Genomic DNA, 21407 nt, shown 5'->3' on the forward strand with positions numbered 1-21407 from the left:
GGCGAAGGCCGATCTGGGGATTCCCATGCTTGTCCGGCCCCCTGTACGGGAACCAGGGATCAGCGCAGCTAATCCCGGTTTTATCCGGCTGACATTTTGAAGGGTATGGAAGCCAGATCGGCGAAGGCCGATCTGGGGATTCCCATGCTTGTCCGGCCCCCTGTACGGGACCGGACAGATTAAGGGCCGGAAAAATGCACAGGGCGTGGTTCGCGACAGGTCAGAACCGACATTGAAAGATTCGCAAGGAAATGTGGCCCAGGAAGTGAAGTCTTCCGAAAACGCCTTGTTTTTTTAGGATTCTCGGGGATCGACCCCATTAAATTTAATTTTTTAATTCCAATTTTTTTTTATCTTTAGCCCTAATAACTAATCTAAATTTAAGTTTGAAAAAATGAAAAAAGTATTCTCCATCCTGGCCATGGCTGGGGTATTTGTCCTTAGTGCAAATACGGTAAGCGCAAACGCGAATGTCATTCCTTCGAACATGTCTTCAACCCTGGCCACCATGACTGTTATGCTTCAGGATGAGGCTGCCGCAGCGTCAGAGGATCGGGGGTTCACCCAGGTTCTTAAAGAGCAGTTCATACAAGGAGGTGCAGGATTCATGGGAATTGTACTGTTGTGTCTGATCCTGGGCCTTGCAGTGGCCATAGAGCGGATCATCTATCTGAACCTGGCAAGCACCAATACCACTAAGCTTAAACAACAAGTAGAGGACGCCCTTGCTTCCGGTGGAATAGAAGCCGCCAAAGAGGTTTGCCGCAACACCAAAGGGCCTGTTGCCTCCATTTATTACCAGGGCCTTGACCGCGCCGGGGAAAGCATCGATTCCGCTGAGAAGGCGGTAGTTTCCTACGGGGGCGTACAGATGGGGCAGTTGGAGAAGAATGTTTCATGGCTTTCCCTGTTTATCGCCATCGCGCCCATGCTTGGGTTCATGGGTACGGTAATCGGTATGATCCAGGCCTTCCAGAAGATCAGCGCTGTGGGTAACCTGAGTGCCTCCCTGATCGCCGGGGATATACAGGTGGCCCTTTTGACTACGGTATTCGGTCTGATCACGGCTATTATCCTGCAGATTTTCTACAACTATATTATTGCCAAGATTGACAGCATTGTCAATGACATGGAAGATTCATCGATCAGCCTGATCGATATGCTGGTAGATCACAAGAAGTAAGTCGGACCCTTTAATACCCTTGGTATGAATAAGATTGTAAAAATTGCCTTAGCCGTATTGGGTGCCGCCGCCGCTATTTTGTGGTTGCAGTTGCCGGGAAGCGAAGTCCCGGTTGGGGAAGCCGTCGAAAGCGGCGCCATGCACTGGATGTTCATGATCACGTATTTGCTCTTGGCGGTAGCCGTGGCTTTTAGCCTGGCGTTTACCCTGAAGCACATGTTCTCGAATCCTGAAAGCCTTAAGAAAACACTTACCCTTATCGTCGCCTTCCTGGTGGTGGTTGCCATTTCCTATGTACTCTCCAATGGGGCCGACGGCACCGTGGAGGTTATGGCCAGCCGCGGGGTTTCCACCACTGAGTCTGTGGTGAAGAATATCGGGGCGGGGTTGAATGTCTTCTTCCTCCTTGTGATCATCGCCGTGGGTGCCATGGCCTGGGGAGGAGCGAGGAAAATGTTTAGCAAATAAAACCTGGATTATGCCTAGAAGAGGAGCACCACCAGAAGTAAATGCAGGATCCATGGCGGATATCGCCTTCCTGTTGTTGATATTTTTCCTGGTAACCACCACTATAGAGACTGATGCCGGCCTTGACCGGATGCTGCCGCCTATAGAACCGCCCGACACGGACGTAATTATCAGGCAGAAAAACATCTTTACGGTGAATATCAACAAGAATGGGCAGCTGCTCGTGGAAGAGCAACTGATGGACCTGAAAGACCTTCGGGAGGCTGCCATTGCGTTCCTGGACAACGGAGCTGACGGCAGTTGTGCGTACTGCAAGGGCCGCAGGGATGAATCGTCTTCCGATAACCCGACCAAGGCGATTATTTCCCTGAAAAACGACAGGGAAACCCGTTACGGCACCTACATTACCGTGCAAAACGAGTTGGTGGGGGCCTACAATGACCTTCGGAACAGGGAAGCCCAACGGCTTTTTGGACGTGATTTCACGGACATGGAGGCCCAGTACCTTAATCCTGAAACGCCATCCGGGATACGGGATGACCTGAAGGAAAAGGTGGCCAAAATCCAGGAACTCTTCCCTCAGAAACTCTCTGAGGCGGAAACCAGCAGCAGCACTAATTAAATAGGAATTCATGGCAAAGTTTAATAAGAAAAAAGATGGAGATCTGCCAGCAGTATCCACGGCATCACTACCGGATATCGTGTTTATGCTCCTGTTCTTCTTCATGACGGTAACTACCATGAAGGACAGTTCACTGATGGTGGAGAACACCCTTCCCAATGCCAGTGAGATCAAGAAGCTGGAAAAGAAAGACAGGGTAATTTATATCTATGTAGGGAAGCCTACAAGCCAGTACCAGAAGGTCTTTGGATCAGAGCCCAAAATCCAGCTGAACGATAAGTTCGCTTCAGTCTCTGAAATTGGCGACTTCATCCTGCAGGAGCGGGCCAAAAAGCCCCAGGAATTGCAGAATGTGCTTACCACGGCACTTAAGGTGGACAAGGAAGCCAACATGGGCCTTATTTCTGATATCAAGCAGGAGCTCCGGAAAGTGAACGCCCTGAAGGTGAATTACACCACGTATGAAGGGGATGCCTTCCGGAACCTTCAATAGCATTTTTTCAAACCCGATTGGAAAAAACGCTTCATTTGATGAAGCGTTTTTTTTTGAAACCGACGGATGATGAAACACCGGTTACTTCTATTGTTCTTTTTTGGGACCCTGGCCGTACTGGCTCAGGATACAGACGCCCCGTCCGGAAATACCTTTTACCGGGAAGATCAGTTTTACCTGGGGCTAAGCTATAACTTGATCCTCGATTTGCCGGACGGGGTTTCCCAGTCTAACCTCCCATACGGTTTGCTGGCGGGGTTTATCCGCGATTTTCCCCTCAATCCTGAAGGCACGGTCGCCCTGGGCATTGGACTGGGCTATGGGGTAAATTCATATTACACGAATCTGCGGGCGGTCGAGGAGGGGGATGACATAAGATACGAGGTCCTGACGGCAGGTTCGGAATACCGCCGGAATAAGTTTGAGACCCACATTATCGAGCTGCCTCTGGAATTCCGGTGGAGGAATTCCACCCCGGTCGACTATAAATTCTGGAGGGTCTATGGAGGTTTTAAGCTGGGTTATGTGGTGGGTTCCCGGTCCAAATTTGTCACCAGGGATTTTGTAGACAGCTTCTACAATACCGATACCCGGAATTTTCGGTATGGCATCCAATTAAGCGTAGGATATAATACGTTTAACCTTCATTTTTATTACGGCCTGAACGACCTGTTTGAAGAAGGGGTGACCGGGCCGGACAATACCCCCCTTGGGATGCGACCCCTGCACCTCGGGTTGATATTCTATATCCTCTGAGAAAAACCCGGGAACAAGAATATCCCAACCCAAAGACCAGGTTACAGCCAGAAACGGACCAGGATCAGTTGGGAGAGCAGTCCTATCAACCAGCCGGTAAGGACAGAAGCCCTGCCGTAGGCTTTCAGATACAGGCGGGCGGTGGCCAGCAACCCCGTAGCCAGGGTGCACAGGCTTATGGCGCCCACGATATTTTTCTCAAAATGCAGGCTCAGCGATACCAGGAACATCAGCAGGCTTCCAATCCCAGCCATGTGCAGGCTTACCACACGACCCGACAGGGCAAGCAGCAGGCAGGTGGCATTTGCCAGGGCCATGGACAGGAAATAGAAATACAGTTCTTCGGAATCCCCTTTGGAAACCACCCGGAGTACAACGATCAGCAGCAAGGTCAGGTAAATCAGCAGGGGGTATCCCCTTTGCGCAGCCGGCAGCCACGACAGGGAGCGCAACACCCCCAGTTGCCTGAGGATGAGGAATCCGAAAAGGGGGATAAGCAGGGTTAGGACGGCCACCGGCAGGATAAACGCGAGCCGAAATTCCGGGGGGCTGTACCGCGGGGTAACCAGGAAATAAAATACGGTCCCGTAGGTGGGCACAAAAAGGGGGTGGAAGGCGTAGCTAATGAACTGGTTAAAGGCGCGCATCATATTTCTTTGCGGAGCCGGGCAACCGGGATGCCCAGTTGTTCACGGTATTTGGCGACGGTCCTGCGGGCAATCGGATACCCTTTCTCCTTGAGGATGGCTGCCAGCCGGTCATCGGTAAGGGGTTTGCGCTTGTTTTCGTCCCCGATGACCGTTTCGAGGATCTTTTTGATCTCACGGGTGGACACATCTTCCCCCTCTACGTTTTTTACCGCCTCCGAAAAGAAATCCTTGATGAGCTTCGTCCCATAGGGGGTATCTACATATTTGCTATTGGCCACCCTGGATACCGTGGAAACATCCATCCCAATCTGGTCCGCAATGTCCTTCAGGATCATGGGCCGCAGGTTGCGTTCATCCCCGGTAAGGAAGTACTCCTTCTGGTACTCCATAATGGCATTCATGGTGAGGTAGAGGGTCTGCTGCCGCTGCCTTACGGCATCGATGAACCACTTGGCGGCATCGAGCTTTTGCTTGATGAACATCACGGCATCTTTCTGGGATTGTGATTTGTCCTTCGCGCTTTTATACCCGGCGAGCATTTCCGAATAGCCCCGGGAAACATGTAATTCCGGCGCGTTACGGCTGTTAAGGCTGAGTTCGAGTTCCCCGTCTGCAATACGGATCGTAAAGTCGGGGACCACGTGTTCCACAATCCGGTTATTTCCGGAATAGCCCCCACCCGGTTTGGGGTTTAATTTTTCGATTTCCTGTATGGCACCCTTCAATTCCTCTTCTGAGATGTTGTGCCGTTGCATGAGCTTTTTGTAGTGCTTCTTGCTGAAGTGCTCGAAAGATTTCTGCAGGATTTCCCTGGCAAGGTCCACCGAAGGGGTGGCGTCTTTGCGCTGCAGCTGCAACAGGAGGCATTCTTCGAGGGAGCGCGCGCCCACCCCCGGGGGGTCCAGTTGCTGTACCTTCCGCAGTACTTTTAAAACACTCGCCTCATCGGTAAAAACATTTTGGGTAAATGCCAGATCGTCCAAAATGTCGGCAACCGGCCTGCGGATGTACCCGCTTTCATCCATGCTGCCGACGAGGAACTCCGCTATTTGCCACTCCTGTTCGTCGAGGTATTCGGTATTGAGCTGGCTGATCAGGTATTGGGTGAAGGAAATACCGGCAGCATACGGCACCTGCTTTTCTTCCTCATCCCCGTAATTGTTGCCCCGGGTCCGGTAATCAGGGATTTCGTCATCGCTCAGGTAGTCGTCGATATTGATGTCTTCCGTATCGATGACATCCCCCTCCGCTTCATTTTCAAAGCCCTCGTCAAAATCCGCTTCTGTCCCCTCGGCTTCTTCCCGGCCAGGCTCCAGGGCGGGATTCTCCTCCAGCTCCTGTTTCAGCCGTTGTTCAAAAGCCTGGGTGGGCAGCTGGATCAGTTTCATCAACTGGATCTGCTGGGGGGAAAGCTTTTGGGATAGTTTAAACTGCAGGTGTTGCTTGAGCATAAAAGGAGCGCGTCAGAAAAATGGGCTTACTTAAAGTTACGGATTTCCGTTTAAAACTCAGCGTTTTGCGGCGTCCTGGGAAAGGGGATCACGTCCCTGATGTTGCCCATTCCCGTCACAAATTGCACCAACCGCTCGAAACCAAGGCCAAAGCCGCTGTGGACGGCCGTTCCGAAGCGCCTCAGGTCCAGGTACCACCAAAGCTCTTCCTCATCGACCCCCATTTGCTGCATTTTCTGCCGGAGCACCTCCAGGCGTTCCTCGCGCTGGGACCCGCCTACGATTTCCCCGATCCCGGGGAAGAGGATGTCCATGGCCCGTACCGTTTTCCCGTCCTCGTTCAGGCGCATGTAGAATGCCTTGATCTGGGCCGGGTAGTTAAAGAGGATTACGGGACATTTGAAGTGCTTTTCAACCAGGTATCGCTCGTGTTCGCTCTGCAGGTCGGCCCCCCAGGCCTCTATGGGATACTGGAATTTTTTCTTCTTGTTGGGTTTGCTTTCCCTCAGGATTTCTATCGCCTCGGTATAGGTGACCCTTTTGAAGGGCTGGTCGGTGACAAACCGGAGTTTTTCCAGCAGCGGCATGTCGCTGCGTTCGGCCTGTGGCCTGCCCTTTTCTTCCTCCAAAAGGCGTTTTTCCAGGAATTCGAGGTCTTCCCGGCAGTGCTCCAGGACGTAGCGGACTACCCCCTGTATGAAATCCTCGGCCAGGTCCATGTTGGCATCCAGGTCATAAAACGCCATTTCGGGTTCAATCATCCAGAACTCCGCCAGGTGCCTGGAGGTATTCGAATTTTCAGCTCTGAAGGTGGGGCCAAAGGTGTATACCTTTCCCAGCCCCATGGCATAGGCTTCAGCTTCGAGTTGCCCGGAGACCGTCAGGTTGGTCTGCTTACCAAAAAAGTCTTCCCGGTAATCTACCTCCCCGGTGTCGGTCCGTGGCGGGTCGCTGGGGTCAAGGGTAGTCACCCGGAACATTTCCCCGGCCCCTTCGGCATCTGCGCCGGTAATGATGGGGGCATGGAAATAGAAGAAGCCGTGGGTGGTAAAGTACTGGTGTACGGCAAAGGCGAGGGCCGAACGCACCCGCATCACCGCCCCGAAGGTGTTGGTCCGTACCCTGAGGTGGGCCTGCTCCCTGAGGAACTCCATAGTGTGTTTCTTCGGCTGTATCGGATACCGGTCGGGGTGGGCATCCCCCAAAATTGTAAGGTGTCTGACCTGTACTTCAACCTGCTGGCCCTTTCCCTGGCTTTCCACCAGGATGCCTTCAAGTTGGAGGGCGGCCCCGGTGGTAATCCGCTTAAGGACGTCTTCCGAAAGGGTTTCGAAATCGACCACGCACTGGAGGTTCTGCAGGGTGGAACCGTCGTTGAGCGAAATAAACCGGTTGCTGCGAAAGGTGCGTACCCATCCGGAAACCCGGACTTCCTGCAGCATTTTCGGGTCGGCAAGCAGGGTTTTTATACTGGTTACTTTCATGGATTCTATGCTGTGGATTTGCGGGTCAAAGATACGGTATTGAGCTAAATCCGCGCGTCGAAAAAGGATCCTAAAAATCGGGGATACCCTATTTTTTCAGGAGTTGGTGGCCGCATCATCGCCTTCTTCTTCTTCCCCGGCGAGGATATCGATCTGGGGCTCTTTGAGGATTTTCTTGTCAGCAATGTTGCGTTCCAGAGACAGGAGGAGGGAAGGGAGCAGGATCAGGTTAGCCAGCATCGCAAACAGGAGGGTGGCCGACACCAGGGCGCCCAGGGCCACCGTCCCCCCGAAACTGGAGATGATAAACACGGAAAACCCAAAGAACAGCACAATGGAGGTGTAGAACATACTTACCCCTGTTTCCCGCAGGGAGGCATAGACCGATGGCCGGATCTTCCAGCGGTGGGCGACGAGTTCCTGCCGGTATTTGGCCAGGAAATGGATGGTGTCATCCACCGAAATCCCGAAGGCAATGCTGAAGACCAAAATGGTGGATGGCTTGATGGGGACCCCTGCAAAGCCCATTACCCCTGCAGTGATGAGCAGGGGTAGGAGGTTAGGGATCAGGGAGATCAGGATCATCCGGAAGGAGCGGAACAGGTAAGCCATCAAAAGGGCGATCAGGCCGATGGCCAGCCCAAGGGACATCAACAGGTTCCTGACCAGGTATTTCGTCCCCTTAAGGAATAAAAGGGCTTTCCCCGTCAGGTAGACGGTATAGCGTTCCGGGGGGAATACTTTCGCGATTTCCTCCAGCAACCCCTTTTCAATGGCCTCCATCCGGTCGGTTTTCACGTCGCGCATATAGGTGGTCATGCGCGCGATCTGCCCGGTGCTGTCGACGAAGCTTTTCAGCAAATTGCTGTTCTCACGCGATTTTCGGGCCATATTCAGGATGAAGTTACTCTCCTGGGAGGTAGGCAACTGGTAATATTTGGGGATGCCATTGTAAAAGGCCTGTTTGGAATACTTTACCAGGTTTACCACCGATACGGGCCGCGAGAGTTCAGGGACTTCTTCGATATGTGCGTCCAACTGGTCCATCCGCCTCAGGGTGGCAGGTTTGAGCACGCCATTGCGCTGGTTCGTGTTGATCACCACTTCAATGGGCATGATGCCGTCAAATTCGGACTCAAAAAAGCGGATGTCCTTCACGAAGTCCGAATTTTTGGGCATGTCTTCTATGACGCTTCCGGAAATTTCTATCTGGTACATCCCGATTATGCTCGCGACCAGCAGGGCCACAGAAACAAAATAAACGGCGATCCGGTGGTTGCGGACGATGCGCTCCATCCAGTTGACAAAGGTGTCGATCCACCGCTTGTTCAGGTGTTTCAGGTGCTTGGTCTTGGGCAGGGGCATGAAACTGTACAGGATGGGGATAATCAGCAGCGAAAGCACAAAAATCCCAAGGATATTGAGGGAAGCCACGATCCCGAATTCAGTCAGCAGTTTGCTGTCGGTAATGATGAAGGTGGCAAAACCGGAAGCCGTGGTCACATTGGTCATCAGGGTGGCATTGCCGATCTTGGTGATCACCCGCTGCAGGGAGAGGGCCTGGTTGCCGTGTTTGTTCACCTCCTGCTGATACTTATTGATCAGGAAAATACAGTTGGGGATGCCGATCACGATAATTACCGGGGGGATGAGGGCCGTCAGCACGGTGATTTCATACCGCAGGAGCCCCAGGGTGCCAAAAGCCCACATGACCCCGATGACCACCACGCAAACGGAGATAAGGGTCGCCCGTACCGAACGGAAAAAAAAGAAAAAGATCAGGGAAGTAACCGCCAGGGCAGCGAAGATGAATTTTCCGATTTCGTCAATGATGTTCTGGGCATTCATTGTCCGGATGTAGGGCATGCCGGAGGTATGTACCTCCAGGGCTGTTTCCTTTTCGAATTCCCTGATCAGGCTGGTGAGGTCCTGCAGGACGAAATCTTTCCTCACGCTTGTGTTTACCAGGTCCTTATCGAGGTAAACCACGGTGCGAAGGGTTTGGCTTTCCCTGTTGTACAGAAGCTTGTCGTAAAAAGGGAGCTCTTCAAACAGCATCCGCCTGAGGCTGTCCACTGCCGCTTTGTTTTCCACGGGCCCCGTGATCCAGGGCTCCAGCAGGAATTCTTCATTCCCGGGGCTTTTGACCAGGCGTTGCAGGTTTTCCGTGGAGAGGACAAAGTCCACTTCCGGGAAGGCCTCCAGCTGCTTGCTGAGCACGTTCCACCGGTTGAAGGTTTCCGGCTCAAAAAGGGCAGGGTCCCTGACGGCCAGCACAATGGTGTTTCCCTCTTCCCCGAATTGCGAAAGGAATTCCTGGTAACGGACATTTTCGGGATGGTCGTCGGGAAGCAGGTTGGCCTCCGAGTTCGAAAAACGCATGTGTTCCCATTGCGTGGAAAGCGCAACGGTAAGGGCGGCGATCCCCAGAAGGATCAGGACCCTGTTCCGGAGGATGATCCGCGCTGTCTTTGCCCAGAAGCCCTGTGTGAGTTTTGCCACCATGGGGATGAATCCGGCGGCAAAGGTAGAAAATCATCCCCAGTGCGCCCAACAAATTGCCAATTAGGGACGATCATAAAAAAAGCCTCCGGTTGGAGGCTTTGTTATAGAATCAGGGCACGGTCAGACCTTCATGATTTCCGCTTCCTTAACCTCCAGGACCTGGTCCACTTTTTTGATGTAGGTATCGGTAAGCTCCTGGATGTCGATTTCCGCATTCTTTTCCAGGTCTTCGGAAACTCCCAGGGCCTTTACTTCCTTATTGGCTTCCTGCCGGGCGCTGCGCACGCCAATCTTGGCTTCTTCCGCTTCGGACCTGGCCTGCTTGGCCAGCTGCCTGCGACGCTCCTCTGTCAGGGGGGGGACGTTGATGATCACCATTTCCCCATTGTTCATGGGGTTGAAGCCGAGGTTGGCCGTCATGATGGCGTTTTCAATGGCAGGGATCATATTCTTTTCCCAGGGCTGCACCATGATGGTCCTCCCATCCGGGGTGTTGATGTTGGCAACCTGCGACAGCGGGGTCATGTTGCCGTAGTATTCCACCATAACTGAGGAGAGCATGGCGGGGCTGGCCTTGCCGGCCCTGATTTTGACCAGTTCCTTTTCCAGGTGGGCCATGGCCTTTTCCATATTCTCCCTGGCGGTGTCCAGAATAAATTCAATTTCTTCGTTCATGGGTCGTATGTGATTGAAAAGGTTTTCCGGCTGCGATTTACAGGTTTACCACCGTCCCGATGTTTTCACCCGATACGATTTTCATCAGGTTCCCCTTTTTGTTCATATCGAATACCACAATGGGGAGTTCATTTTCCTGACTCAGGGTAAAGGCGGTGGTATCCATAACTTTCAGGCCCTTGCGCAGGACTTCAGCAAAGCTGATGGTATCGAATTTGGTGGCGGTTTTGTCTTTTTCAGGGTCGCTGGTATAGATGCCGTCCACACGGGTCCCTTTCAGGATCACATCCGCCTCGATCTCGATGGCCCGGAGTACGGCGGCCGAATCGGTCGTGAAATACGGGTTCCCGGTGCCCCCCCCAAAAATGACCACCCGACCCTTTTCCAGGTGGCGCATCGCCCTTCTTCTGATAAAGGGTTCGGCCACCTCATTGATCTTAATGGCAGATTGCAGGCGGGTATCGACCCCCTTGTCCTCCAGGGCTGATTGAAGGGCAAGACCGTTGATGATGGTGGCCAGCATGCCCATGTGGTCGCCCTGTACGCGATCCATGCCGCGACTTGCCCCGGCTACGCCGCGAAAGATATTCCCCCCTCCGATTACAATGGCTACCTCAGTCCCCTGGTTGACCACCGCTTTGATTTCTTCGGCATAGGTTTCCAGGCGGCCCGGGTCAATTCCGTATTGTTGGTCGCCCATCAGGGCTTCACCGCTTAATTTTAAGAGAATCCTCTTGTATGGCATGGCACGGGCTTAAATCCGGACAAAAATAATCAAAATTATTTTGGTTTCAGGGCCTGCCGGGCTCTGTGGTACCGGATGTTCAATTCAATCGAAAAAGGCAGGCGCCTCCCGCCTTTAAATTGGCGCGGGGCCCTATGGCCATCGATTTTTTTCGTGGCGGAAGGGCGGGCGGAAAATTGGGAGGGGCTTAAAAAACAAACGCCCCGGGGATGCCGGGGCGTTCTTATTTAAGCAGTCAAAACAGGTTACCCCAGGGCTACCCGCGAAAAACCAGTCACCACAAGGTTGGGGGCGGCCGATTTCACGTATTCCGCAACACTTACCTTGCTGTCTTTGATAAATTCCTGGTTAACCAGAGTATTGTCCTTGAAGAACCGCTGCAGTTTCCCCTGGGCTATCTTGTCGAGCATGGCCTCGGGCTTTCCTTCCTGACGGAGTTGGTCCTTGGCGATTTCAATCTCCTTTTCGATGATCTCCTGGTCCACCTGTTCTTCATTCAGGGCCACAGGGTTCATTGCAGCAGCCTGCATGGCGACATCCTTGGCAATGGAAGCGGCATCGGCCACGGCTTCAGAAAGCCCCGCCAGGGTAGCGATTTTGTTTCCCGCGTGGATGTAGGACCCTACAAAAGGGGCGCTGAGCTTCTCAAAGCCCCCGATCTCGATCTTCTCCCCAATCACCCCGGTTTGTTCCATGAGCTTTTCCTGCACGGAGATGCCCCCGAAATCCGCTGCAAGGAACGAATCGCGGTCGGCATACTCCAGGGCCAGCTCGGCCAGGTCGTTGGCCAGGGCCACGAAACTGTCGTTTTTGGCCACGAAATCCGTTTCACAGTTCAGGGAAATGATCACCCCTTCGGTATTGGTTGCATTGACTTTAGCGATGGCCGCACCTTCCGTGGATTCGCGGTCGGCACGCTTCGCGGCAACCTTTTGTCCTTTTTTGCGAAGGATTTCGATGGCTTTTTCAAAGTCGCCGTCGGCTTCCACCAGGGCGTTCTTGCAATCCATCATCCCGGCACCGGTGGTTTTTCTAAGATTATTTACCTCAGCTGCGGTAATATTTGCCATTGTTGTTGTATTTGTGGAACCCATGGGTCCCGATTTAATTTTGTTTTTGATTTCTCAAAGTCCGGGCGGGTTATTCAATGCCGCCTTTAGCTTCCTCCTGCCATGCATTGAGGGCTTCCCACTCTCCGTCAGCAGCCATTTTTGCCTGCTTTGGCCAGCTTCCCGGATCGAGGTGGGCCAGGCGGGAGCTGAATTCCGTCAGCAGGTCCTTTATTTTTTCAGGGTCCGCTTCAGCCAGGGCCACATATGTGCCCAGTCCGGCTTCTACCAGGGCTTCTGCTGCCTTGGGTCCGATCCCTTCAATTTTGGTGAGGTCATCGCCTGTGGCCTCAGCGGCCTGTTTTTTCACTTTAGGGGCTGCTTCCGCCGGGGCGGTGGCAGTTTCTACTTCCTCAACGGCTGTTGAGGCGGGCGCTTCTGCCCGGGTTGCCTTTTCTTCAGCGGCTTCTGCCTTCTCCGATTTCCGTTCGGTCAGGCCTTCGGCAATAGCGTCAGTTACCTGTTTCATGATGATCTCAATGGATTTGGAGGCATCATCATTGGCGGGGATGACATAGTCGATAGGGCGTGGGTCTGAATTCGTATCCACCATGGCGAAAACAGGGATATTCAGCTTCTGGGCCTCTTTCACGGCAATATGCTCCCTCATGGTGTCTACCACGAAGATGGCGCCCGGCAGGCGGGTCATCTCGGCGATGGACCCCAGGTTTTTCTCCAGCTTGGCGCGGAGGCGTTCCACCTGCAGCCTTTCTTTCTTGGAAAGGGTGTCAAAGGTGCCGTCCTTCTTCATCCGGTCAATGCTGGTCATTTTCTTGACTGCCTTGCGGATGGTGACAAAATTGGTCAGCATCCCACCGGGCCAGCGCTCCGTGATGTAGGGCATGTTCACGGCTGAAACCTTTTCGGCCACGATGTCTTTGGCCTGTTTCTTGGTGGCCACAAAGAGCACCTTGCGCCCGGAGGCGGCAATTTTGGTCAGGGCCTCGCAGGCTTCATCCAGCTTGGCAACCGTTTTGTAAAGGTTGATGACGTGGATCCCGTTGCGCTCCATGTAGATGTAGGGCGCCATGTTCGGGTTCCATTTACGGGTGAGGTGTCCAAAATGCACCCCAGCTTCTAAAAGATCTTTTACTTCAGCTTTTACAGCCATTCTGTTATTTAGTTTACGTTCTTTGAAAGTGCAATATCAGAGTGGTAGTCCTTTCCATGGGGCAGGACGCGCCTCTGCTATTTAGATGCTAAACCAAATCGGCTCCGGTTTTGCAGGCGGGAAAGCCTGTTTGCCGGGCTGTACTAGTTTCTCCGGAGAGAACGTTTCAAGGAACTGGGTTAATATTATCCTGCAGCGCAGGGTGACAAAAAATTCCTGCCGGGGTAACCGGCAGGATTTACTTTTAACGCTTGGAGAACTGGAATTTCTTCCGGGCCTTCTTCTGGCCAAATTTTTTCCGCTCCACCATACGGGGGTCCCGGGTCAGCAGGCCTTCAGGCTTAAGGGCACTGCGGTGTTCCTCGTTCAGCTCGCACAGGGCACGGGAAATCGCCAGGCGCACGGCTTCCGCCTGCCCGGTGATCCCGCCGCCGAACACGTTGATCTTTACATCAAAGGCATTCTCGGAGTCCGTGAGGGTAAAAGGCTGCTGTACTTTGTATTGCAGGGTGGCTGTCGGAAAGTAGTCCGCAAAGGCCCTTTTATTGACGGTAATAGTGCCTTTCCCTTCAGAAAGGTATACCCTCGCCACAGCGGTCTTCCTTCTCCCAATTTTGTGAATCACCTCCATTACTTAAGGTCGTTTAAGTTGATTTGCTTCGGTTTTTGCGCTTCCTGTTTATGCTCCGGACCTGCGTATACATACAGGTTCCTGAAAAGGTCAGCTCCAAGGCGGTTTTTGGGAAGCATGCCCTTGATCGCCTTTTCCACCATGTCGGTGGGCTTCTTCGCCATCAGTTCGCGGGCAGTCTGTTCGCGCTGGCCGCCGGGGTATCCGGTGTAGCGGATGTACTTTTTGTCATCCCACTTATTCCCTGAAAGGCTGATTTTTTCGGCATTGATAACCACCACATTGTCCCCGCAGTCCACATGGGGGGTGAAGTTGGTTTTATATTTACCCCTCAGGATATTCGCTACCTTGGAAGCAAGCCTGCCAAGGGTCTGGCCATCGGCATCCACCAGCAACCACTCCTTGGAAACGGTGTTTTTGTTGGCAGATATGGTTTTGTAGCTCAATGTATCCACTACTCCTATTTTTAAAAATTAAACACGTCAAGTCCGAATAACGGGCTGCAAATGTACAACTATTAAGTTGAATTACAAATGGCCCCCGGGCAATATTTTTGCCTTCCCCCTAAACTTTTTTAGGACGGGCGGTGCGGTTCCCGGGCGCATTTTGAAATACTTTTTCACCCTTTGCAGCGTTCTAACAGCAACAGCACTTTAAGCGAACCGCTGAAACTGATATTGCCATGAAATTAAAATACTACCTGATCGCCCTGCTCACCGCAGCCTTTTTTTCCTGCTCTTCCGATGATGATGCGGATTCCGGCGTGAATTCCATAGTGGGCACCTGGGATGCGGTTTCCCTGCAACTGGATGCCACCGCCACAGAAGAGGAAAGGAACGCTGCAACCCTTTTCAACCTCCTGGCTGCCCAGGATTGTTATTTGCTTACGCTGATCTTTACAGAAAGCCAACAGGCTACCCTGGAAAGCTCCTTTGCCTACCTGGACCTGAGCGGCCTGCTGACCGGGGATTTCAATATTGCCTGCCCAACGGAAAGCGACAGCGAAACCGCCACCTACAGCTATACGGGCGGACAGCTGACCATTACGGATTCGGAGGGAATGAGCGAAACCGTAACCGCCACCCTCAGTGGAAACCGCCTTACCATGCAGATCGAAGGGGATGAATTTGAAGAGTTTGGAACCGGGGGTTCCCTGATCTTCGAAAGGCGCTAGGCCGGGAAGCGGGAACCCTGCCCCCCGGGCCTTAATGCGCTTCCAGCCAGTTGTTTCCAACCCCGATGTCGACCACAAGGGGCACGGAGAGGGTATAGGCGTTTTCCATTTCGGATCGGATCATGGCGCTGACTGCGTCCAGTTCGGGTTGGAACACATCGAAAACCAGTTCGTCGTGTACCTGTAGCAGCATTTTGGTCCGGTAATTCCCTTCCTGTAATTTTTCGTAAATCCGGATCATCGCGATTTTGATGATGTCGGCGGCGCTCCCCTGTATCGGGGCGTTAATGGCGTTCCGCTCGGCAGCGCCGCGCACCACGGCATTGCTCCCGTTGATATCCTTAAGGTACCTCCTCCTGCCCAAAACGGTTTGCACGTACCCGTGCTCGCGGGCAAAATCGATTTGCCGCTGTATATAGCTCCGCAGTTTCGGATAGGTCTCATAATAGGTATCGATGAGCTCTTTGGCTTCGGTTCGGCTGAGGTTTGTCTGGTTGCTCAAACCAAAGGCAGAAACCCCGTAAATGATCCCGAAATTGACTGTTTTTGCATTGGAGCGCTGTTCCCGGGTAACGGATTCCAGGGGTACCTGGAAGACCCTTGCGGCCGTGGAGGCATGGATGTCTTCTCCCCTCAGGAAAGATTCAATCATGGTATCCTCCTCGCTCAGGGCGGCGATGATTCGCAGTTCTATCTGTGAATAATCTGCGGCAAGCAGCTTGTAATCTGCATTGCGCGGGATAAAGGCTTTGCGGATCTGGCGTCCCCGCTCCGTGCGAATGGGAATGTTTTGCAAGTTGGGGTTGTTGCTGCTCAACCGCCCGGTGGCCGCAACGGTTTGCATGTAGTCGGTATGCACCCTCCCGGTGGAAGGGGCAACCTGCAGGGGCAGGGCATCCACATAGGTGCTCTTGAGCTTGGCCAGCCCCCTGTATTCCAGAACATCCCTGATGATGGCATGGTCCCGGGCCAGGTCAGAGAGTACGTCCTCGGCGGTCGAATACTGCCCGGTACGGGTCTTTTTGGGTTTGTTGACCAGCTTGAGCTTATCGAAAAGGATTTCCCCGAGCTGCTTTGGGGAACCGATATTGAAGGTTTCCCCGGCCTGTTCATAGATTTTCTTCTCGAGGCTGGCAATATCCCCTTCCAGTTCCCGGGAAAGTTCCTTAAGGAAGCCGGCATCGAGGTTGATACCCTCCAGCTCCATGGCGGCTAAAACCCGCAGCAACGGGATTTCAATGTCGGTAAAGAGCCCTACCGTCCCGGCTTCTTTGAGTTCCGGGGCAAAATGGTCGGCCAGTTGCAGGGTAATGTCGGCGTCTTCCACGGCGTACTCGGTCACTTCCTCCACCGGCACCTCCCGCATGCTGAGCTGGTTCTTCCCCTTTTTGCCGATCAGCTCGGCGATGGGCACCGGGGCGTAATTCAGGTAGGTTTCCGCGAGCACGTCCATGTTGTGGCGCATGTCGGGGTTGATCAGGTAATGGGCTAGCATGGTGTCGAAGAGGGGGCCGTTTACGGGTACGCCGTAGCGGTGGAGCACCTTGATGTCGTATTTCAGGTTCTGCCCCACTTTTTCAATTTCCGCTGATTCAAAGAAGGGGCGCACCTGTTCCAGCAGCTTTTCGGCCTCCTCCATCCCCTCCGGGAACGGGAGGTAATAGCCTTTATGCGGTTCCCAGCTGAAGGCGATCCCCACCAGTTCGGCTTCCAGGGGGTCCAGGGAAGTGGTCTCCGTATCGAAGCATACGCGCGGCTGCCCCATCAGGCTTTGGAGGAAGAGGGTTAGCCCCATCCCGGGCGTCACCGTCTGGTAAAGGTGGGGGACCTCTTTGAGGGTTTTGCGCCCTGAATAGGCCTCCACCTTTTGGGTTTCCTCGGCCCCGAAGAGGGAAAACTGCCCGCTCCCGGCTTCCCGGGCCTGGTTGCGGGCGGTTTCTGTGCTGCTGACCTGGGTCGGGGTGGTGGTTTCCTCCCCGGAGAATAATTTCACGAACTGCTCCTTGAGCCTCCGGAATTCGAGTTCTTCGAAAAGCTCCTGAACCTTCTGGCTGTCGGGGACGCTCAGTTCATAATCCCTTTCATCAAAGGTGACCTCACAATCCACACAGATGGTGGCCAGCTTTTTGGAAAGCCTGCCCAATTCGGCATTCTCTTCGATGCGTTCCCGCATTTTCCCCTTCAACTGGTGGGTGTTTTCCAGCAACCCCTCCAGGGAGCCAAATTCCTCGATAAATTTCCTGGCCGTTTTTTCGCCCACCCCGGGAAACCCGGGGATGTTGTCGCTGGTGTCGCCCATCATGCCCAGGTAGTCGATTACCTGTTCGGGCCGCTCCACCCCAAAGCGCTGCTGCACCTCCGGGATTCCCCAGATTTCGATGCCATTGCCCATCCGGGCGGGGCGGTACATGAAAATGTTTTCGGAAACCAGTTGTCCGAAGTCCTTGTCGGGGGTGACCATATACACCTGGTATCCCTGTTGTTCAGCCTGCTTGGCCAGGGTCCCGATGAGGTCGTCGGCTTCCAGGCCTGAGACTTCGATGCACGGGATATGCATGGCTTTCAGGATTTTCTGTATCCAGGGGACCGCGATGCGGATCGCATCCGGGGTTTCATCCCGGTGGGCCTTATACTCCGGGAAGAGTTCAGTGCGTTCCGCACTCCCGTCCTTGTCGAAGCAAACGGCCAGGTGGTCCGGCTTTTCACGTCGTATAACATCGAAAAGGGAATTCATGAACCCCATGATGGCAGAAGTGTCCATGCCCTTGGAATTGATGCTGGGGTTTTTGATCAGGGCATAATACCCCCTGAAGATCAGGGCGTATGCGTCAAGCAGGAACAATCTTTTTTTCTCAGCCATGGGATCGGGTTTCAAGGGGTTTCAAAACTACTAAGAATCTCAGGATTTCAGGTAACTTTCGGCAGGGGTGTTCCGGTGGCCCCGGGAATCGTACTGCCGAAAGCTGAACCCCGGGTGTGCCCCATAAGCGCCAGTTTCTCCGCGGTGGTTCAGCGCGATAAACCCAATCTGGAAATCAGGCCTGCCCTGTTTCCGACCCAGGATCCGCCGAACCCCTTCCTCGCAGGCCTCCTGGGGGCTTTTTCCCTGCCGCATGAGCTCCACGATGAGGAAGCTCCCCACGGTGCGCACTACTTCCTCCCCCAGGCCTGTCGCGGTGGCTGCCCCCACCTCAGGGTCCACGTAAAGGCCGGCCCCGATAACGGGCGAATCCCCTACGCGCCCGCGCATCTTGTAGGCCAGGCCGCTGGTGGTGCAGGCGCCGGCCAGCCGGCCTTCCCCATCCATGGCCAGGATGCCTATGGTGTCGTGGTTTTCGATATTGATGACGGGTTGGTAGCGGGAGGTCTTTTTCCATTCTTCCCATTCCTCCCGGGATGCCGGGGTAAGCAGGTCCTGGGAAGGGAACCCCTGTTCCCGGGCAAATTGCGCGGCCCCGGCCCCGGCCAGGATCACATGGGGGGTCTGCTCCATTACCTTGCGCGCAACGGAAACGGCATGGACAAAGCCTTCCAGGCCCATCACGGCCCCACAGTTTCCATTGGAGTCCATGATGCAGGCGTCCAGGGTGACCACGCCTTCACGGTCCGGCCGTCCGCCCAGCCCCACGGTCTGGTTGCCGGGGTCGGCTTCTTCCACCATGGCCCCGGCCTCCACGGCATCCAGGGCCGTCCCCCCGTTTTGGAGCACCTCCCAGGCCCTGGCGGTGGCGTTGCCAAAATCCCAGGTGCACAGGGTTATGGGGCCGGGGTGGCTGCCAGCCGGAACAGGTTTTCCGGGGGAGGGTTCCTGGCAGGAAATCAGGCTGGCCCCGCCCATGGCGGCCGTGGCGCCCAGGGTGGAATTCTTCAGGAATTTTCTTCGGTGCATGGGAGGAAGGATTTACATTTAGGAAAATTAAAGATAAGCAATGAAGGTAGAAGTTTGCGTGTCTTCCGTGGAATCGGCCCGTGTAGCCGAAGCGGCCGGGGCCGACCGCCTGGAACTTTGCGGTGAGCTCGCCTTGGGGGGGGTGACCCCTTCCCCGGGTTTGTTGCAGGCCGTCAGGGAGGCGGTCCGTATCCCCGTGCATGTGCTGATCCGGCCCCGAAGCGGTGATTTTTGTTACTCCGAATGGGAATTCGAACAAATGCTCCTCGATATTGCTTTTTGCCGTCGGTTGGGGTTTGAAGGATTTGCCCTGGGTTGCCTGCAGGCGGATGGCCGGCTCGATCGAAGCGGGATGCAGGCCCTGGCCCGGGAGGCCGGCCCTTCCCACCTGACCTTCCACCGCGCTTTTGACCGGATGGAAGATTGGGAAGGTGCCCTTGAGCCGCTGGAAGCCCTCGGCGTGCGGACCATCCTCTCCAGCGGCAGGGCCCCCACGGCCGAAGCAGGCCTTTCCTTGCTTGAAAAGCTGCAGGCCAGTTGCGGTTTGGGCATCATGCCCGGGGCTGGTATCGGCCCACAAAATGTTTCCCTGTTCCTCGGCAGGGGGTTTGAGGCCATCCACCTAAGCGGCCTGCCCAGGGGCCCAAGGGAAGATTTCCGCGGGTTGCCGCTGAACTCCCCATCCCTCCTCAGGGAAGGCCCCCCCCTGCAAGCCGACCCCGAACGGCTGCAGGCGGTCGTGGACCGTGTCAGGGGGCAGGGGCTGTGAGGGGGAAATTGGGTATATTTGCAAAAAGATTTTATGCTCCGCTGGATCCTGTTCGTGATCGTTTACCTGGCCATGGCCCTTTATACCCTGCAGGCCCTCAGATCGGGCACGCGGTTTCCGTGGCTGCACTACCTGTACCTGGCCATTGCCCTCCTGATCCTGGGCAATTTCATTTACCAGTTTACCGTCGGGGATGATACCGGCCGCGTATTAAACCGGCCCAAGAGTTATGCCTTTGGCTTTTTGATTGCCATCCTGACCTTTAACCTGATCACCATATTCTTCCTGTTCTCTGAAGATATCTACCGCATGCTGATGGCAGGGTACCACCGCCTTTTCGGAGGCCGGGCGGAATTCAGCCTTCCCGGGCGACGGCGGTTTATCAGCCTAATGGCCCTTGGCCTTGCCAGTATCCCCTTCGGAGCCTTGCTCTACGGCATGTACCGGGGTAAGTACCGCTTTCGGGTGTTGAAATACGACCTGGAATTCAAGGACCTACCCGATGGGTTCCACAATTATACCATTACCCAGATCTCCGATGTGCACAGTGGAAGCTTCGACAACCGCGAAAAGATCGAATACGGGGTTTCCCTGATCAACCAGCAGCAAAGCGACGTGATCCTGTTTACCGGGGACCTGGTGAACAACAAAACCTCGGAAATGATTCCCTGGGCTGACCTGTTCGCCACCCTGAAGGCCCCTGACGGCAAATACTCCATCCTTGGGAACCACGATTATGGCGACTACATCCCCTGGGACACCGAAGAAGAAAAGGCACAGAACCTGCAAGACCTGAAAAAACTCCAGCGCGAGATGGGGTTTGACCTGCTGCTCAATGAGCATCGCTACCTGGAACGGGGAGGAGACCGAATAGCACTGATCGGCGTCGAAAACTGGGGACGCGGAGGTTTCAAAAAGGCGGGGGACCTGCGCAAGGCCACTGAAGGGATCCACCCTGGCGACTTCAAGGTCCTGCTCAGCCATGACCCTTCCCACTGGGAAGACCAGGTCATCCACGACGACCTGCATTACCACCTTACCCTGAGCGGCCATACCCATGGCATGCAATTCGGGATTGAGATCCCGGGATGGATAAAATGGAGCCCGGTCAAATGGCGGTATAAATACTGGGCAGGGGTTTATGAGGAACTCGGCCAGTTCATCAATGTGAACCGCGGCTTCGGTTTTCTTGGCTACCCGGGTCGCGTGGGGATCTGGCCGGAGATCACGGTGATCAGGCTCCGAAAAACCGGATTGTCTTGAAATACATCCCATTGCTGCGCCATCAGGAAGGGAATATCACAAATTTTCTTACTTTTGGGAGGAACCCAATGCACGCCATATGTCTAAATTCGGTGAACTTATAGACCAGGACATCCCTGTTCTGCTGGATTTCTACGCCGAGTGGAACGAACCTTCAACCTCCATGCATCCCGTGCTCCGCGATGTGGCTGCGGCCCTGGGCGATAAGGGCAAGGTCATCAAGATTGATGTGGACAAGAACAAGGAACTTTCCCAGGCCTTGCGGATCAAAGGCCTGCCCACCCTTATGATCTACAAGAAGGGGGAAATGGTGTGGCGGCAAAGCGGGGAACAGGATGCCAATACCCTCATCGGTATCCTTAACGAATACCTCTGACCAACCAGCCCCATAACGGAGCTACAATTTTCTTTAGGCCCCGATTTGGGAAT

At 54.3% G+C, this 21407-nt stretch carries 21 protein-coding genes; 9 read left to right on the plus strand and 12 right to left on the minus strand.

Annotation, left to right across the window (positions count from 1 at the left end):
- Window positions 1–394 precede the first annotated feature (394 nt).
- From NG653_RS12170 to NG653_RS12190, 5 genes are all read left to right on the plus strand, one after another.
- Complete coding sequence (locus tag NG653_RS12170; RefSeq protein ID WP_252741987.1) at window positions 395–1183, plus strand: MotA/TolQ/ExbB proton channel family protein; 789 nt, start codon at window positions 395–397, stop codon at window positions 1181–1183.
- Window positions 1184–1207: 24 nt separating this feature from the next.
- Window positions 1208–1651 (plus strand): hypothetical protein, encoded by a 444-nt coding sequence (locus NG653_RS12175; protein ID WP_252741988.1) that lies wholly within the window; start codon window positions 1208–1210, stop codon window positions 1649–1651.
- Window positions 1652–1661: 10 nt separating this feature from the next.
- Window positions 1662–2273 carry an ExbD/TolR family protein gene (locus NG653_RS12180; protein WP_252741989.1) on the plus strand — a complete coding sequence of 204 codons (612 nt, stop codon included), beginning with the start codon at window positions 1662–1664 and terminating at the stop codon, window positions 2271–2273.
- A gap of 10 nt (window positions 2274–2283) precedes the next feature.
- Window positions 2284–2766: an ExbD/TolR family protein gene (locus NG653_RS12185; protein WP_252741990.1), complete on the plus strand. Its 483-nt coding sequence runs from the start codon at window positions 2284–2286 to the stop codon at window positions 2764–2766.
- Between the two features lie 69 nt (window positions 2767–2835).
- Window positions 2836–3522 (plus strand): porin family protein, encoded by a 687-nt coding sequence (locus NG653_RS12190; RefSeq protein WP_252741991.1) that lies wholly within the window; start codon window positions 2836–2838, stop codon window positions 3520–3522.
- 41 nt (window positions 3523–3563) lie between these two features.
- On the opposite strand, the gene NG653_RS12195 is transcribed toward NG653_RS12190, so the two are convergent.
- The 10 genes from NG653_RS12195 to rplM form a co-directional block, all read right to left on the minus strand.
- Window positions 3564–4172 (minus strand): hypothetical protein, encoded by a 609-nt coding sequence (locus NG653_RS12195; RefSeq protein ID WP_252741992.1) that lies wholly within the window; start codon window positions 4170–4172, stop codon window positions 3564–3566.
- Window positions 4169–5623 (minus strand): RNA polymerase factor sigma-54, encoded by a 1455-nt coding sequence (gene rpoN / locus NG653_RS12200; protein ID WP_252741993.1) that lies wholly within the window; start codon window positions 5621–5623, stop codon window positions 4169–4171. Before rpoN ends, NG653_RS12195 begins: the two co-directional genes overlap by 4 nt.
- A gap of 50 nt (window positions 5624–5673) precedes the next feature.
- Entirely contained in the window at window positions 5674–7107 is a 1434-nt protein-coding gene (gene asnS / locus NG653_RS12205; RefSeq protein ID WP_252741994.1) for an asparagine--tRNA ligase, read from the minus strand.
- Window positions 7108–7203: 96 nt separating this feature from the next.
- Entirely contained in the window at window positions 7204–9612 is a 2409-nt protein-coding gene (locus NG653_RS12210) for an efflux RND transporter permease subunit (protein ID WP_252741995.1), read from the minus strand.
- A 120-nt stretch (window positions 9613–9732) separates the two neighbouring features.
- A complete protein-coding gene (gene frr / locus NG653_RS12215; protein ID WP_252741996.1) occupies window positions 9733–10287 on the minus strand; it encodes a ribosome recycling factor in 555 nt (184 codons plus the stop codon).
- A 37-nt stretch (window positions 10288–10324) separates the two neighbouring features.
- A complete protein-coding gene (gene pyrH, locus NG653_RS12220) occupies window positions 10325–11032 on the minus strand; it encodes a UMP kinase (RefSeq protein WP_252741997.1) in 708 nt (235 codons plus the stop codon).
- Between the two features lie 245 nt (window positions 11033–11277).
- Entirely contained in the window at window positions 11278–12102 is an 825-nt protein-coding gene (gene tsf / locus NG653_RS12225; protein ID WP_252741998.1) for a translation elongation factor Ts, read from the minus strand.
- Between the two features lie 70 nt (window positions 12103–12172).
- On the minus strand, window positions 12173–13252 hold the full coding sequence (gene rpsB, locus NG653_RS12230) for a 30S ribosomal protein S2 (protein WP_252741999.1): 1080 nt from the start codon (window positions 13250–13252) through the stop codon (window positions 12173–12175).
- 244 nt (window positions 13253–13496) lie between these two features.
- Entirely contained in the window at window positions 13497–13883 is a 387-nt protein-coding gene (gene rpsI, locus NG653_RS12235) for a 30S ribosomal protein S9 (protein ID WP_252742000.1), read from the minus strand.
- Complete coding sequence (gene rplM / locus NG653_RS12240) at window positions 13883–14338, minus strand: 50S ribosomal protein L13 (RefSeq protein ID WP_252742001.1); 456 nt, start codon at window positions 14336–14338, stop codon at window positions 13883–13885. The genes rpsI and rplM overlap by 1 nt, the downstream gene beginning before the upstream one ends.
- 227 nt (window positions 14339–14565) lie before the next feature.
- On the opposite strand from rplM, the gene NG653_RS12245 reads away from it, so the two are divergent.
- Window positions 14566–15057 (plus strand): lipocalin family protein, encoded by a 492-nt coding sequence (locus NG653_RS12245; RefSeq protein ID WP_252742002.1) that lies wholly within the window; start codon window positions 14566–14568, stop codon window positions 15055–15057.
- Between the two features lie 31 nt (window positions 15058–15088).
- On the opposite strand, the gene polA is transcribed toward NG653_RS12245, so the two are convergent.
- Both polA and NG653_RS12255 read right to left on the minus strand, forming a co-directional pair.
- Entirely contained in the window at window positions 15089–17917 is a 2829-nt protein-coding gene (polA, locus tag NG653_RS12250; RefSeq protein ID WP_252742003.1) for a DNA polymerase I, read from the minus strand.
- A gap of 39 nt (window positions 17918–17956) precedes the next feature.
- On the minus strand, window positions 17957–18946 hold the full coding sequence (locus NG653_RS12255; protein WP_252742004.1) for an isoaspartyl peptidase/L-asparaginase family protein: 990 nt from the start codon (window positions 18944–18946) through the stop codon (window positions 17957–17959).
- Between the two features lie 40 nt (window positions 18947–18986).
- Between NG653_RS12255 and NG653_RS12260 the strand changes: the two genes are divergently transcribed.
- The 3 genes from NG653_RS12260 (at window position 18987) to NG653_RS12270 (ending at window position 21354) form a co-directional block, all read left to right on the plus strand.
- Window positions 18987–19715, plus strand: coding sequence for a copper homeostasis protein CutC (locus NG653_RS12260; protein WP_252742005.1), 729 nt, complete (start codon window positions 18987–18989; stop codon window positions 19713–19715).
- Window positions 19716–19748: 33 nt separating this feature from the next.
- Complete coding sequence (locus NG653_RS12265; protein WP_252742006.1) at window positions 19749–20978, plus strand: metallophosphoesterase; 1230 nt, start codon at window positions 19749–19751, stop codon at window positions 20976–20978.
- A 79-nt stretch (window positions 20979–21057) separates the two neighbouring features.
- Window positions 21058–21354 (plus strand): thioredoxin family protein, encoded by a 297-nt coding sequence (locus NG653_RS12270; RefSeq protein ID WP_252742007.1) that lies wholly within the window; start codon window positions 21058–21060, stop codon window positions 21352–21354.
- Window positions 21355–21407 lie beyond the last annotated feature (53 nt).

It is taken from the genome of Robiginitalea marina (assembly GCF_024006985.1).
Lineage (GTDB): Bacteria > Bacteroidota > Bacteroidia > Flavobacteriales > Flavobacteriaceae > Robiginitalea > Robiginitalea marina.

Excerpts from the sequence above, each read along its gene's own strand:
- rpsI (WP_252742000.1), bottom strand. The coding sequence starts at position 13,883 with ATGGAGGTGATTCACAAAATTGGGAGAAGGAAGACCGCTGTGGCGAGG.
- NG653_RS12210 (WP_252741995.1), bottom strand. The coding sequence starts at position 9,612 with ATGGTGGCAAAACTCACACAGGGCTTCTGGGCAAAGACAGCGCGGATC.
- NG653_RS12180 (WP_252741989.1), top strand. The coding sequence starts at position 1,662 with ATGCCTAGAAGAGGAGCACCACCAGAAGTAAATGCAGGATCCATGGCG.
- NG653_RS12190 (WP_252741991.1), top strand. The coding sequence starts at position 2,836 with ATGAAACACCGGTTACTTCTATTGTTCTTTTTTGGGACCCTGGCCGTA.
- pyrH (WP_252741997.1), bottom strand. The coding sequence starts at position 11,032 with ATGCCATACAAGAGGATTCTCTTAAAATTAAGCGGTGAAGCCCTGATG.
- NG653_RS12245 (WP_252742002.1), top strand. The coding sequence starts at position 14,566 with ATGAAATTAAAATACTACCTGATCGCCCTGCTCACCGCAGCCTTTTTT.
- NG653_RS12195 (WP_252741992.1), bottom strand. The coding sequence starts at position 4,172 with ATGATGCGCGCCTTTAACCAGTTCATTAGCTACGCCTTCCACCCCCTT.
- NG653_RS12255 (WP_252742004.1), bottom strand. The coding sequence starts at position 18,946 with ATGCACCGAAGAAAATTCCTGAAGAATTCCACCCTGGGCGCCACGGCC.
- NG653_RS12260 (WP_252742005.1), top strand. The coding sequence starts at position 18,987 with ATGAAGGTAGAAGTTTGCGTGTCTTCCGTGGAATCGGCCCGTGTAGCC.
- polA (WP_252742003.1), bottom strand. The coding sequence starts at position 17,917 with ATGGCTGAGAAAAAAAGATTGTTCCTGCTTGACGCATACGCCCTGATC.
- NG653_RS12175 (WP_252741988.1), top strand. The coding sequence starts at position 1,208 with ATGAATAAGATTGTAAAAATTGCCTTAGCCGTATTGGGTGCCGCCGCC.
- tsf (WP_252741998.1), bottom strand. The coding sequence starts at position 12,102 with ATGGCAAATATTACCGCAGCTGAGGTAAATAATCTTAGAAAAACCACC.
- rpsB (WP_252741999.1), bottom strand. The coding sequence starts at position 13,252 with ATGGCTGTAAAAGCTGAAGTAAAAGATCTTTTAGAAGCTGGGGTGCAT.
- frr (WP_252741996.1), bottom strand. The coding sequence starts at position 10,287 with ATGAACGAAGAAATTGAATTTATTCTGGACACCGCCAGGGAGAATATG.
- rpoN (WP_252741993.1), bottom strand. The coding sequence starts at position 5,623 with ATGCTCAAGCAACACCTGCAGTTTAAACTATCCCAAAAGCTTTCCCCC.
- NG653_RS12265 (WP_252742006.1), top strand. The coding sequence starts at position 19,749 with ATGCTCCGCTGGATCCTGTTCGTGATCGTTTACCTGGCCATGGCCCTT.
- asnS (WP_252741994.1), bottom strand. The coding sequence starts at position 7,107 with ATGAAAGTAACCAGTATAAAAACCCTGCTTGCCGACCCGAAAATGCTG.
- NG653_RS12185 (WP_252741990.1), top strand. The coding sequence starts at position 2,284 with ATGGCAAAGTTTAATAAGAAAAAAGATGGAGATCTGCCAGCAGTATCC.
- NG653_RS12270 (WP_252742007.1), top strand. The coding sequence starts at position 21,058 with ATGTCTAAATTCGGTGAACTTATAGACCAGGACATCCCTGTTCTGCTG.
- NG653_RS12170 (WP_252741987.1), top strand. The coding sequence starts at position 395 with ATGAAAAAAGTATTCTCCATCCTGGCCATGGCTGGGGTATTTGTCCTT.